A 13056-nucleotide genomic window follows, 5' to 3' on the forward strand; every position below is an offset into this window, starting at 1 on the left:
TCTCAGTACTTCAGCAGGTTCACGTCGTCCACCGACGAGGACCTGCGGGTCCGGAAGACGGTCATGATGATCGCCAGGCCGACCACGACCTCCGCCGCGGCCACCACCATCACGAAGAACGCGATGATCTGGCCGTCCAGGTTGCCGTGCATGCGGGAGAACGACACGAACGCAAGGTTCGTCGCGTTCAGCATGAGCTCGACGCACATGAACACCACGATCGCGTTGCGCCGCACGAGGACGCCGAACGCTCCGATGGTGAACAGGATCGCCGAGAGCGCCAGGTAGTGCCCGGGGCTCATTGGCCCGCCTCCCCTTCACGTCCGGAGGCCGGTGAGCCGGACTTCACGGAGCGGGACTCGGCGTCCGCGTCCGCGGCCTCCTCGGTCGCGGCCTGGACCGCGCGCACGTCCCGCTCGACGGCCTCTTCCTCGGTGCCGCCGAACAGGTCGACGTGCCGCTCCGCGGTGTCGGTCCGGGCCGCGATGACCGGGTTGACCGACAGTTCGGACGGCGTCCCGTCGGGCAGCAGCGCCGGCATGTCGACGGCGTTGTGCCGGGCGTAGGTGCCGGGGCCCGGCAGCGGGCCCGGGTGGTCGCCGGACAGGAAGCGCGCCTTCGACATGTCCTTCTGCGTCGCCTTCGGCTCGGTGCGCTCCCGGTGCGCCAGCACCATCGCGCCCAGCGCCGCCGTGATCAGCAGCGCGCTCGTCGCCTCGAACGCGAACACGTACTTGGAGAACAGCAGCCGGGCCAGGCCGACGACGTTGCCCTCCGCGTTGGCCTGGTCGAGGCCCTTCGAGCTCCCGAGCGCGGCGTTGCCGAGCCCGACCGTCAGCAGGACGACGAACCCGATCGCGGCGATCACCGCCCAGAACCGCTGGCCGCGGATCGTCTCGACCAGCGAGTCCGTCGAGCTGACGCCGACGAGCATCAGCACGAACAGGAACAGCATCAGCACGGCGCCGGTGTAGACGATCACCTGGACGAACGCCAGGAACGGCGCGTTCTGGATCGCGTACAGCGCGGCGAGCGAGAGCATCACGGTCGCGAGCAGCAGCGCCGAGTGCACCGCCTTGCGCACCAGGATCATGCCGAGCGCGGCGCAGACCGAGACCGCGGCGAGCAGCCAGAAGAAGAACGGCTCGCCCGCCTGCTTGTCCGCGACCTCCGCGGCGAGGAGGTGCGTCATTTCCCGTCACCGCCCTTGCGCTTCTTCTCCCGCTTGGCGGCCTGGTCGGCGCTCGCGCGTCCGCCGTCTTCGCTCGGGATGGTGGGGGCGGCGGGCTCGTCCTGGAGGCCGAGGCGGTAGTAGTCCTCCTCGGTGTCGCCGAGCCGCATCTCGTGCGGCGGCGCCTCCATGCCCTCCCGCAGCGGCGCGAGCAGCATCTCCTTGGTGTAGATGAGGCTCTCGCGGCTGTCGTCGGCGAGCTCGTACTCGTTCGTCATCGTGAGCGCCCGCGTCGGGCACGCCTCGATGCACAGCCCGCAGAGGATGCACCGCAGATAGTTGATCTGGTAGGTGCGGCCGTACCGCTCGCCGGGCGAGTACCGCTCGTCCGCCGTGTTGTCGGCGCCCTCGACGAAGATCGCGTCGGCCGGACAGGCCCAGGCGCACAGCTCGCACCCGACGCACTTCTCCAGGCCGTCCGGCCAGCGGTTGAGCTGGTGCCGCCCGTGGAAGCGCGGGGCGGTCGGCTTCTTCACCTCGGGGTACTGAACGGTCTCGCTCTTCATGAACATCTGGTGGAACGAGACCCCGAACCCCTTTACCGGGTTCAGGAAATCAGTGAGTCCCACTGGTGACCTCCTCAGGAGGGGTTTCGATCGTGGACGCCCCGCCCGGCTCGCGGGCCCGCCCGTGGTAGTGCGGCGCGTCCAGGGGCGGCACCGGGAACCCGCCGGCGGCCGCGGCCGGACCGCCGCCGCGCTCCGCCGCCGCGCCGGGGACGATCTCCTTGCCGTCCTCGCCGCCGCGCATCAGCTCCCAGACCACCGTGGCGACCAGCACCACCGCGGCGGCCACCGCGGTGCCGATGACGATCGTCCGCATGTCGTGGCCGTCGTTCTTCAGCGCCCGGATCGTCGACACGAGCAGGATCCAGCCGAGCGAGAAGGGCATCAGCACCTTCCAGCCGAGCTTCATGAGCTGGTCGTACCGGACGCGCGGGAGCGTGCCCCGCAGCCAGATGAAGAAGAAGATGAACAGGAACACCTTGGCCAGGAACCACAGGACGGGCCACCAGCCGGAGTTCGCGCCCGCCCACACCGTGGAGATCGGGAAGGGGGCGCGCCAGCCGCCGAGGAACAGCGTCGTCGCGAGCGCCGACAGCGTCGTCAGGTTGATGTACTCGGCGAGGAAGAACATCGCGAACTTCAGCGACGAGTACTCGGTGTGGAAGCCGCCGACGAGCTCGCCCTCGCCCTCGGGCAGGTCGAACGGGATGCGGTTCGACTCGCCCATCATCGTGATCACGTACACGACGAAGGACGGCGCGAGCAGGATGACGAACCACGTCTTGTGCTGCGCCGCGACGATCTCCGAGGTGGACATCGAGCCCGCGAACATGAACACCGCGACGAACGACAGGCCCATCGCGATCTCGTAGGAGATCATCTGCGCGGACGAGCGGAGCCCGCCGAGCAGGGAGTACGGCGACATCGACGACCAGCCCGCGAGCACGACCCCGTAGATGCCCATGGACGACATCGCGAGGACGAGCAGCACCGCCACCGGGAGGTCGGTGAGCTGGAGCGCCGTCGTGTGCCCGAAGATCGACACCTCGGGCCCGAACGGGATGATCGCGAACGAGATGAACGCGGGCACCGCCGACATGATCGGCGCGAGGATGAACACGACCTTGTCGACGTGCCGGGGGACGATGTCCTCCTTGAGCGCCAGCTTCACGCCGTCGGCGAGGCCCTGCAGCAGGCCGAAGGGCCCGGCGCGGTTCGGGCCGACGCGCAGCTGCATCCGGCCGATGACGCGCCGCTCGATCCACATCGTGAGCAGCACGGTCACGACGAGGAACGCGAAGACGACGACGACCTTGCCGCCGATCAGCCACCACGGGTCCTCGCCGAAGCCCGCGAGCTGCCCGCCCTCGGCGGGAGCCGCGTGGACGACGGCGCCAGGTGCGGCGAGCGCGCTCATTCCGTGCCTCCAGCGTTCTCGGTGGCGGTCGCGAGCGTCCCGCTCGCGACCTTCACGACGCTTCCGGCCGCCGCGCCGAGGTCCCGGTGGACGGCGCAGCCCGCCGAGTTCGCCGGCAGCCACACCACCCGGTCGGGCAGGTCGGCGGTGACGAGCAGCGGGAGCGTGACCGCGCCGCGCGGGCCGGTCACCGTCACCGCGTCGGTCGCGCCGATCTCCGCGGCCGTCGCGGGCGACAGCCGGACGAGCGCGCCCTTCGCGGTGCCCGCGAGGAACGGCTCGCCGTCCTGCATGCGGCCCTTGTCGAGCAGGAGCCGCCAGGTGGACAGCAGCGCCTCGCCCCGCTCGACGCGCGGCGGGAGCTGCTGCGCGACGTCCGGCGCGGCCGGGCGCTCGCCCCGGTAGCCGCCCAGCTTGGTCAGCTCGCCGCGCGCGGCGTCCGGGCCGGGCAGGCCGAGGTGGACGTCCAGCTCGTCGGCGAGCGCGTCCAGCACCCGCAGGTCGGACATCTTCCCGGCGGACTTCAGCACGATGTCGAACTGGCGGCCGCGTCCCTCCCAGTCGACGAACGTCCCGGACTTCTCCGCGACCGCCGCGACCGGGAACACGACGTCGGCGCGGTCGGTGACCGCGCTCGGCCGCTGCTCCAGGCTCACCACGAACGGGGTGGCGTCCAGGGCGCGCAGCATCGCGTCGGGGTCGGCGAGGTCGTAGGGGTCGACGCCGCCGACGAGCAGCGCGCCGCGCCGCCCGGCCGCGGCGGCGGCGATGATGCCGTCCGCGTCCTCGCCCGGCGCGGCGGGCAGTTCGGCGACGCCCCAGGCGCGGGCCACCTCGGCGCGCGCCTCCGGGTCGGCCACCGGACGGCCGATCGGCAGCAGCCCGGGCAGCGCCCCGGCCTCCACCGCGCCGCGTTCCCCGGCCCGGCGCGGCACCCACGCGAGCTTCGCGCCGGTCACCCGCGCCAGCCGGAGCGCCGAGGTCAGCGCGCCGGGGCTGGTCGCGAGCCGCTCCCCGACGAGGATCACCGCGCCGGGGGACTCCAGCAGGGCGCGCACGTCGGCGTGCTCCGCGTCCCCGATGATCGAGGCGAGCGTGTCGGCCTCCGCGCCGGGCGCGGTCGGCAGCAGCGTGCCGCCGACCTTCGCGAGCCCGCGCGTCGCGAACGGCGCCGCCGCGAGCACCTTCAGCCGGTTCTTGCGGAACGCCTTGCGGAGCCGCAGGAACACGATCGGCGACTCCTCCTCCGGCTCGAACCCGGCGAGGAGGACGGCGGGCGCCTTCTCAAGGTCGCTGTAGGAGACCTCGATGGAGCGTCCGGCGACGGCCGCGGCGAGGAACCGCGTCTCCTCGTCCGACAGCGGGCGGGCCCGGAAGTCGATGTCGTTCGTGCCGAGCGCGATCCGCGCGAACTTGGCGTAGGCGTAGGCGTCTTCGAGGGTGAGGCGCCCGCCGGTCAGCACGCCCGCCGACCCGCGCGCCCGCGCGAGGCCCTCGGCCGCGATCGTCAGCGCCTCCGGCCAGGACGCGGGCTCCAGCACGCCGTCCTCGTTGCGGACGAGCGGGTGCGTCAGCCGGTCCGGCTGGGTCGCGTAGGTGAACGCCCAGCGGCCCTTGTCGCAGTTCCACTCCTCGTTGACCTGCGGGTCGTCCCCGGCCAGCCGCCGCGTCACCTTGCCGCGCCGGTGGTCGGTCCGCATCGCGCAGCCGGACGCGCAGTGCTCGCACACGCTCGGCGTCGACACGAGGTCGAACGGCCGCGACCGGAACCGGTAGGCCGCGCCGGTCAGCGCGCCGACCGGGCAGATCTGCACGGTGTTGCCGGAGAAGTAGGACTGGAACGGCTGCCCGTCCGCCGCGCCGACCTGCTCCTTCGCGCCGCGCTCGAACAGGTCGATGAACGCGTCGCCCGCGATCTGGTCGGAGAACCGGGTGCAGCGGGCGCACTGGATGCAGCGCTCGCGGTCGAGCAGCACCTGGCTGGACAGCGGGATCGGCTTCGGGAACGTCCGCTTGGTCTCCACGAACCGCGTCTCGCCGCGGCCGTTGGACATCGCCTGGTTCTGCAGCGGGCACTCGCCGCCCTTGTCGCAGATCGGGCAGTCCAGCGGGTGGTTGATGAGCAGGAACTCCATGATGCCGTGCTGGGCCTTGTCGGCCACCGGCGAGGTGAGCTGGGTCTTGACGACCATGCCCGGCATCACGGTGGTGGTGCAGGACGCCTGCGGCTTCGGCATCCCGCGGCCGTTGCCGGCGTCCGGGATCTCGACCAGGCACTGGCGGCACGCCCCGATCGGGTCGAGCAGCGGGTGGTCGCAGAACCGGGGGATCTGGATGCCGAGCAGCTCGGCGGCCCGGATGATCAGCGTGCCCTTCGGCACCTCGATCTCGAAGCCGTCGATGGTGCAGGACACCATCTCCACGGGAGGATCACCCCCGCGTTCGCGGGGAGCACTCTGGGCCGCCGAACCGCCACTCACAGTAGTACTCATCGGGCACCTCCGTTAGCCCAGAGGGTGGACTTCGCCGGGTCGAACGGGCAGCCGCCCTGCTCGAAGTGCTGGAGGTACTCGTCCCGGAACAGCTTGATGGACGACACGACCGGGCTGGTCGCGCCGTCGCCGAGGGCGCAGAACGCGCGGCCGAGGATGTTGTCGGAGATGTCGAGCAGGGTCTCCAGGTCCTCCTCGGTGCCCTGCCCGGCCTCCAGCCGCTTCAGCATGAGCTTGTACCAGTAGGTGCCCTCCCGGCACGGCGTGCACTTGCCGCACGACTCGTGCGCGTAGAACTCCGACCAGCGCAGCACCGCGCGGACGACGCAGGTCGTCTCGTCGAAGATCTGCAGGGCCCGGGTGCCGAGCATGGACCCGGCCGCGCCGACCGACTCGAAGTCGAGCGGGACGTCCAGGTGCTCGTCGGTGAAGATCGGCGTGGACGACCCGCCGGGCGTCCAGAACTTCAGCCGGTGCCCCGCGCGGATCCCGCCCGCCATGTCGAGCAGCTCGCGCAGCGTGATGCCGAGCGGCGCCTCGTACTGGCCGGGCCGCGTCACGTGCCCGGACAGCGAGAAGATCCCGAAGCCCTGCGACTTCTCGGTGCCCATCGAGGCGAACCAGTCGGGACCGTTCGCGACGATCGAGGGAACCGAGGAGATCGACTCGACGTTGTTGATGACAGTGGGCCCGCCGTACAGGCCCGCGACGGCCGGGAAGGGGGGCTTGAGCCGGGGTTGGCCGCGGAACCCTTCGAGCGAGTCGAGCAGCGCCGTCTCCTCGCCGCAGATGTAGGCGCCGGCGCCGCTGTGCACGACCACGTCCAGGTCGTAGCCGGAGCCGAGGATGTCCTTGCCGAGGTAGCCGGCCTCGTAGGCGTCCGCGACGGCCTGGTGCAGCCGGCGGATCACGTGCAGCACCTCGCCGCGCACGTAGATGAACGCGAGGTTCGACTTGATCGCGTACGAGCTGATGATGACGCCCTCGACGAGGACGTGCGGGTTGGCCATCATCAGCGGGATGTCCTTGCACGTGCCCGGCTCGGACTCGTCCGCGTTGACGACGAGGTAGCGCGGGTTCGGGCTGTTCGGCGGCAGGAAGCCCCACTTCATGCCGGTGGGGAAGCCCGCGCCGCCGCGGCCGCGGAGCCCGGAGTCCTTGACCGCCTGGACGATCTCGTCCGGCTCCATCCGCAGCGCCTTGCGCAGCGCCTCGTACCCGCCGCCGCGCTCGTAGCCCGCGCGGGTGAACGAGTCGGCCTGGTCCCAGTTGCCGGTGAGGACCGGGGTGAGCGTGGTCACTTGTTCCGTCCCTCCTGGCTGCCGGGCTTGGCTTCGCCCGGGACGGGCTTGCCCGGCTCGTGCGGCGGCTCGGCGATCTGCTCGGGCCTGACCGGCTCGTCCGGCCGCTCGCGGTCGACGTCGGAGCGGGGCGCCGTCCAGCCGCGCTCCCGCGCGAGCTCCAGACCGCGCAGCGACTCCGGCCCGGCCTGGACGCCCTCGTTCGCGCGCCCGTCGGGGAACCCGGCGAGCACTCGCGACGCCTCTTTCCACGTGGCGAGGTGCTCGGGGCCGCGCGTCGGCAGCACCTTGCGGCCGGCGCGCAGGTCATCGACGAGCTGCTTGGCCTTCTCGGGAGTCATGTTGTCGAAGAACTCCCAGTTGACCATCATCACCGGCGCGAAGTCGCAGGCCGCGTTGCACTCGATCCGCTCAAGGCTGACCTTGCCGTCGGGGGTGGCCTCGTCGTGACCGACGCCCGCGTGCTCGGACAGCTCCTCCCAGATCTGGTCGCCGCCCATGATCGCGCACAGCGTGTTGATGCAGACGCCGACGTGGTACTCCCCGACCGGCGCGTGCTTGTACTGGGTGTAGAACGTCGCGACGCCCGTCACCTGCGCCGGGGTGATGCCGAGCTGCTCGGCGCAGAAGTCGATGCCGTCCTGCGACACGTGCCCCTCGGCCGACTGGACGAGGTGCAGCAGCGGCAGCAGCGCCGACCGCGGCCGCGGGTAGCGGCCGATGATCTCCTTGGCGTCCCGCTCCAGGCGCTCGCGCACCTCCGGTTCGAAACTCAACGGTCCACTCCCCCCATGACCGGGTCGATGCTGGCCACGGCCGCGATGACGTCGGCGATCATGCCGCCCTCCGACATCACCGGCGCGGCCTGCAGGTTGACGAAGGACGGCTCGCGGAAGTGCACCCGGTAGGGGCGCGTCCCGCCGTCGCTCACCACGTGCGCGCCGAGTTCGCCGCGCGGCGACTCGATCGGCGCGTACGCCTGCCCCGCCGGGACCCGGAAGCCCTCGGTCACCAGTTTGAAGTGGTGGATCAGCGCCTCCATGGACGTGCCCATGATGTGCGCGATGTGCCGGGGCGAGTTGCCCATGCCGTCCGCGCCGATCGCGAGCTGCGCGGGCCAGCCGATCTTCTTGTCCTCGATCATGACCGGGCCCTTGGCCGTCTGCAGCCGGTCCAGGCACTGCTCGACGATCTTGAGCGACTCCTCCATCTCGTCCATCCGGACGAGGTAGCGGCCGTACACGTCGCTGGTGTCCTGCGTCGCGACCTCGAAGTCGTAGGTCTCGTAGCCGCAGTACGGCTGCGACTTGCGCAGGTCCCACGGGAGGCCGGTGGCGCGCAGCACGGGCCCGGTCACGCCGAGCGCCATGCAGCCGGTGAGGTCGAGGTAGGCGATGTCCTTCGTCCGCGCCTTGAAGACGGGGTTCTCGTCCATCAGCTTGCGCAGCGCCTGGATCCGCTTCGGCATCCGGTCGAGGTAGTCGCGGATCTTGCTGGTGGCGCCGGACGGCAGGTCCTGCGCGACCCCGCCCGGCCGGACGTAGGCCATGTTCATCCGCAGGCCGGTGATCTCCTCGAACAGGTCGAGCGTGTACTCGCGCTCGATGAACCCGTTCAGCATCACCGTCGTCGCGCCGATCTCCAGCCCGAACGTGGCGATCGCGACCAGGTGCGAGGAGATCCGGTTCAGCTCCATCATCATCACGCGGATGATCTGGGCGCGCTCCGGGATCCGGTCGGTGATGCCGAGCAGCTTCTCCACGCTCAGGCAGTACGCCGTCTCGTTGAAGATCGGGGCGAGGTAGTCCATCCGGGTGCAGAACGTGGTGCCCTGCGTCCAGGTGCGGAACTCCATGTTCTTCTCGATGCCGGTGTGCAGGTAGCCGATGCCCACCCGGCACTCGTTCACCGTCTCGCCGTCGAGGGTGAGGATCAGGCGGAGCACGCCGTGCGTGGACGGGTGCTGCGGCCCCATGTTGACGACGAGCCGCTCGTCGCCGAGGTCCTCGGCGCCCGCGACGACCTGGTCCCAGTCCTGCCCGCCGATGTCGAAGACCTTGCCCTCGGCCGCCTCCTCGGCGGCTGCGTAGGCGTCGTACTCGGTGTACTTCGTGCTGCTCATGTGTACGACCTCCGCTCGTCGGGCGGCGGGATCTCCGCTCCCCGGTACTCGACGGGGATGCCGCCGAGAGGGTAGTCCTTGCGCTGCGGATGGCCGACCCAGTCGTCCGGCATCTCGATGCGCGTCAGGGCGGGGTGACCGTCGTAGACGATCCCGAAGAAGTCGTAGGTCTCCCGCTCGTGCCAGTCGCTCGTCGGGTAGACGGGCACCAGCGACGGCAGGTGCGGGTCGGCGTCCGGGCAGGTCGTCTCAAGGCGGACCCGCCGGTTGTGCGTGATCGACAGCAGGTGGACGACGGAGTGCAGCTCGGCGCCCTCGTCCTGCGGGTAGTGCACCCCGGACACGCCGGAGCACAGCTCGAAGCGCAGGGACGGCTCGTCCCGCATCGTCTTCGCGACCTCGCGCAGGTGCTCGCGCTTGACGAAGAACGTCAGCTCGCCGCGGTCGACGACGACGCGCTCGATCGCGTCCCCGAAGTCGGGGTAGGCGCGTTCGAGCTCGTCGGCGACCTCGTCGAACTCGCCGGGCTCGGCCGCGCCGCCGGGGCCGCCGTAGGGGCGGGCCGCCGACACCTTCGGGCTCTGCCGGACGACGAGCCCGCCGTAGCCGGACGTGTCGCCGGTCGTCCTCGCGCCGAACATGCCCTTGCGGACGACCGGCTGCTCGCGCCGCTCCTCCTCGGTGTGGGCGGGCAGCTTGTCGGCGCCCTGCTCGGCCTGCTGCTCAGGGTGCTGCGAACTCAACTCACGCCCCCTGTCCGAGCAGCGGGAGCTGGCGGCGCTTGGCCTCTTCCAGCTCCTCGATCTGCTTCGCGCGCTGCGGGCCCAGCTTGGTGTTCTGGATCTTGTCGTGCAGCTTCAGGATCGCGTCCAGCAGCATCTCGGGCCGCGGCGGGCAGCCGGGGAGGTAGATGTCCACCGGGACGATGTGGTCGACGCCCTGCACGATCGCGTAGTTGTTGAACATCCCGCCGGACGACGCGCACACGCCCATCGCGATGACCCACTTCGGCTCGGTCATCTGGTCGTAGATCTGCCGCAGCACCGGCGCCATCTTCTGGCTCACCCGGCCCGCGACGATCATCAAATCGGCCTGCCGGGGCGTCGCCGAGGCGCGCTCCATCCCCCACCGGGAGAAGTCGTGCCGGGGGTCGCCGGTCGCCATCATCTCGATCGCGCAGCACGCCAGGCCGAACGTCGCCGGCCACACCGAGCTCTTGCGCGCCCACCCCGCGACCTGCTCGACGGTGGTCAGCAAGAATCCGCTCGGGAGTTTTTCCTCTAGACCCATGTCAATCCCACTCCAGACCGCCGCGCCGCCAGATGTAGGCGTACGCGACGAGCACGGTGACGATGAAAAGGACCATCTCGACAAGGCCGAAGAGCCCCATCCGGTCGAACGCGACCGCCCAGGGGTAGAGGAAGATGATCTCAATGTCGAAGACGATGAAGAGCATCGCCGTCAGGTAGTACTTGATCGGGAAACGCCCGCCGCCCACCGGCTGCGGGGTCGGCTCGATGCCGCACTCGTAGGCGTCCAGCCGCGCGCGGTTCCACCGCTTCGGCCCGGTGAGCGAGGCCATCGCCACCGAGAAGGCGGCGAAGCCGAAGGCGAGCACCCCCAGCACGATGACCGGAATATAGAGATCCATGTCTCTACAGCCTCTCCTCGCGACGTACGGCGTTGTACGGGACGTCCTTTCGCGGGGGGCCGGCCCCCCGCGCCCCCCGGAACGGCTTGGGCCCTCCGCGAGCCGCCGCCACCCTAGCCAAGGTGATCAAAATGCGCTCCCCTCAGGGGGTCGGGTAATGCACTGTAGTCCGCTCACCTGCGGATTCGCGCTCGCCATGCGCTCGTTCTGCTGCTCGTTCATGCCGCCGGAGCCACCTTCTGCATCGCGTTGATGACCCGGTCCATCGCGTCGCCGCCCTTGGGGTCGGTGAGGTTGGCGAGCAGCTTGAGCGTGAACCGCATCAGCGTGGGGTGGGGCAGCCCGTGCGCGGTCAGGAACTTCATGACGCGCGGGTCTCCGATGGCCTGGACGAACAGCCGCGCCAGCGTGAAGTAGCCGCCGTGCTCGTCCTTGAGGATGCGCGGGTACTCGTACAGCGTCCGCTCGCGCTGCGCGGGGGTGCGGCGGGCGAGCGCCTGCACCATGATGTCGGCGGCGAGCCGCCCCGACTCCAGCGCGTAGTCGATGCCCTCCCCGTTGAACGGGTTGATCATGCCGCCCGCGTCGCCGACGAGCAGCATGCCGCGCGTGTAGTGCGGCTGCCGGTTGAAGCCCATCGGCAGGGCCGCGCCGCGGATCCTGGAGGTGGCGTGGTCCTCGTCGAACTGCCAGTCCTCCGGCATCTGCGCGCACCAGCGCTTCAGCATGCCCCGGTAGTCGACGTTCTGGAAGGCCTTGCTCGTGTTGAGCAGGCCGAGGCCGACGTTGGACGTCCCGTCGCCGACGCCGAACACCCAGCCGTAGCCGGGCAGGAGGCGCTCGCCGTCCCAGAGTTCGAGCCACGCCTCCATGAAGTCGTCGTCGTGCCGCGGGGTCTCGAAGTAGCGGCGGACGGCGACGCCCATCGGACGGTCCTCGCGCCGCCGCACCCCCATCGCGAGCGACAGCCGGGACGAGTTGCCGTCGGCCGCGACGACGAGCGGCGCGCGGAACTCCAGCTCCTCGCCCTCGTACGTGGCGGTGACCCCGACGATGCGGTCGGTGCGCTCGTCCAGGATGGGGCCGGTGACCGCGCAGCCCTGGAGCAGCCGCGCGCCCGCCTTGGCCGCGTGCTCGGCGAGGAACTGGTCGAGGTCGGTGCGCTTGCGGACGAGCCCGAAGTCGGGGAACGACGCGAGCTCCGGCCAGGGCAGCTCGACCTTGACGCCGCCGCCGTAGATGCGGAGGCCGCGGTTGCGTCCCCAGCCGGGGTCGTTGACGTCGACGCCCATGCCGATGAGGGCCCGGACGGCCCGCGGGGTGAGGCCGTCGCCGCAGATCTTGTCGCGCGGGAAGGTGGCCTTCTCCAGCAGGAACACGTCAAGGCCGGCCTGCGCCAGCCAGTAGGCGGTCGACGATCCGGCGGGGCCTGCCCCGACGACGATCACGTCCGCGTGTCGGGTGGAGTCGGTCACGGTGGTCCTCTTCGCGCTCGTTCGCTTGTGAAGTACTTCACAAGGATCCGGTGGGGAGTCTATTCCTTTATCACGACTGGTGCGTACTTCTGGGCGGGTCCACGAATGGATCGGTCCTGGAATCCGGTCCCCCGGGCTACCCCGGGTTGACCGCGTGGTGCAAGGCGGCCACCCCGAAGGTGAGGTCGCGCCACCGGACCCGCTCCCAGCCCGCGTCCTGGACGAGCCGCGCCAGCGCCGCCTGGTCGGGCCACGCCAGCGTCGAGTCGGCGAGGTAGCGGTAGGAGTCGGGGTTGGAGCTGACCCGCGCCAGCAGCGGCAGCCCGTACCGCAGGTGCGCCCTGTGCCCGAACGCCAGCAGCGGGTTCGGCGGGTGGCTCACCTCGCAGATCAGCAGGCGCCCGCCCGGCTTCGCGACGCGCCGCAGCTCGCGCAGCGCGCGGCCGGTGTCGGCGACGTTGCGCAGCCCGAAGGAGATCGTCACGGCGTCGAACGAGCCGTCGGCGAACGGGAGGCGCAGCGCGTCGCCCGCGACGAAGCTCAGCCGCTTCACCCCCGCTTGGCGGCGCGTCCCGACGCGGAGCATGCCTAGCGAGAAGTCGCAGGCGACCGTCTCGGCCCCGGCGTCGGCGAACGGGACCGAGGACGTGCCCGTCCCGGCCGCGAGGTCGAGGACCCGCTCGCCCGGCCGCGCCGCCAGCGCCCGCACGACCTCGCGCCGCCAGCGCCGGTCCCGGCCGCCGGTCATCAGCGTGTTGAGCAGGTCGTAGCGCTCGGCGGTGCCGTCGAACATCGCCGCGACGTCGGCGGGCTTCTTCTCCAGGGAGGCGCGGCTCATGCCACCAGCCTAGAAGCCCCGGA

General features: G+C 70.9%; 13 protein-coding genes. All 13 read right to left on the minus strand.

Annotated features, from left to right (window positions below; translation table 11 throughout):
* Positions 1-2: 2 nt before the first annotated feature.
* The 13 genes from nuoK to ACH01S_RS12440 all read right to left on the minus strand — a co-directional run bounded on the left by nuoK (position 3) and on the right by ACH01S_RS12440 (position 13033).
* Positions 3-302, minus strand: a complete 300-nt coding sequence (nuoK, locus tag ACH01S_RS12380; protein WP_067889564.1) for an NADH-quinone oxidoreductase subunit NuoK — start codon at positions 300-302, stop codon at positions 3-5.
* On the minus strand, positions 299-1192 hold the full coding sequence (locus ACH01S_RS12385) for an NADH-quinone oxidoreductase subunit J (RefSeq protein WP_067889567.1): 894 nt from the start codon (positions 1190-1192) through the stop codon (positions 299-301). The genes nuoK and ACH01S_RS12385 overlap by 4 nt, the downstream gene beginning before the upstream one ends.
* Entirely contained in the window at positions 1189-1800 is a 612-nt protein-coding gene (nuoI, locus tag ACH01S_RS12390) for an NADH-quinone oxidoreductase subunit NuoI (RefSeq protein ID WP_067889569.1), read from the minus strand. Before nuoI ends, ACH01S_RS12385 begins: the two co-directional genes overlap by 4 nt.
* Positions 1787-3154, minus strand: a complete 1368-nt coding sequence (gene nuoH / locus ACH01S_RS12395) for an NADH-quinone oxidoreductase subunit NuoH (RefSeq protein ID WP_067889572.1) — start codon at positions 3152-3154, stop codon at positions 1787-1789. The genes nuoI and nuoH overlap by 14 nt, the downstream gene beginning before the upstream one ends.
* Positions 3151-5646 carry an NADH-quinone oxidoreductase subunit G gene (locus ACH01S_RS12400; RefSeq protein ID WP_067889575.1) on the minus strand — a complete coding sequence of 832 codons (2496 nt, stop codon included), beginning with the start codon at positions 5644-5646 and terminating at the stop codon, positions 3151-3153. Before ACH01S_RS12400 ends, nuoH begins: the two co-directional genes overlap by 4 nt.
* Positions 5643-6947, minus strand: coding sequence for an NADH-quinone oxidoreductase subunit NuoF (gene nuoF, locus ACH01S_RS12405; RefSeq protein ID WP_067889578.1), 1305 nt, complete (start codon positions 6945-6947; stop codon positions 5643-5645). Before nuoF ends, ACH01S_RS12400 begins: the two co-directional genes overlap by 4 nt.
* Complete coding sequence (gene nuoE, locus ACH01S_RS12410; protein ID WP_067889581.1) at positions 6944-7723, minus strand: NADH-quinone oxidoreductase subunit NuoE; 780 nt, start codon at positions 7721-7723, stop codon at positions 6944-6946. The genes nuoF and nuoE overlap by 4 nt, the downstream gene beginning before the upstream one ends.
* Positions 7720-9069, minus strand: a complete 1350-nt coding sequence (locus ACH01S_RS12415) for an NADH-quinone oxidoreductase subunit D (RefSeq protein WP_067889584.1) — start codon at positions 9067-9069, stop codon at positions 7720-7722. The genes nuoE and ACH01S_RS12415 overlap by 4 nt, the downstream gene beginning before the upstream one ends.
* On the minus strand, positions 9066-9812 hold the full coding sequence (locus tag ACH01S_RS12420; RefSeq protein WP_067889587.1) for an NADH-quinone oxidoreductase subunit C: 747 nt from the start codon (positions 9810-9812) through the stop codon (positions 9066-9068). Before ACH01S_RS12420 ends, ACH01S_RS12415 begins: the two co-directional genes overlap by 4 nt.
* Before the next feature lies 1 nt (position 9813).
* Complete coding sequence (locus ACH01S_RS12425; protein ID WP_067889590.1) at positions 9814-10359, minus strand: NuoB/complex I 20 kDa subunit family protein; 546 nt, start codon at positions 10357-10359, stop codon at positions 9814-9816.
* A 1-nt stretch (position 10360) separates the two neighbouring features.
* Entirely contained in the window at positions 10361-10720 is a 360-nt protein-coding gene (locus ACH01S_RS12430) for an NADH-quinone oxidoreductase subunit A (protein WP_067889594.1), read from the minus strand.
* Positions 10721-10938: 218 nt separating this feature from the next.
* A complete protein-coding gene (locus tag ACH01S_RS12435; protein WP_067889597.1) occupies positions 10939-12195 on the minus strand; it encodes a geranylgeranyl reductase family protein in 1257 nt (418 codons plus the stop codon).
* A 136-nt stretch (positions 12196-12331) separates the two neighbouring features.
* Positions 12332-13033 carry a demethylmenaquinone methyltransferase gene (locus tag ACH01S_RS12440; protein WP_067889599.1) on the minus strand — a complete coding sequence of 234 codons (702 nt, stop codon included), beginning with the start codon at positions 13031-13033 and terminating at the stop codon, positions 12332-12334.
* Between the last annotated feature and the right edge of the window lie 23 nt (positions 13034-13056).

It is taken from the genome of Actinomadura chibensis NBRC 106107, from assembly GCF_001552135.1.
GTDB lineage: Bacteria > Actinomycetota > Actinomycetes > Streptosporangiales > Streptosporangiaceae > Spirillospora > Spirillospora chibensis.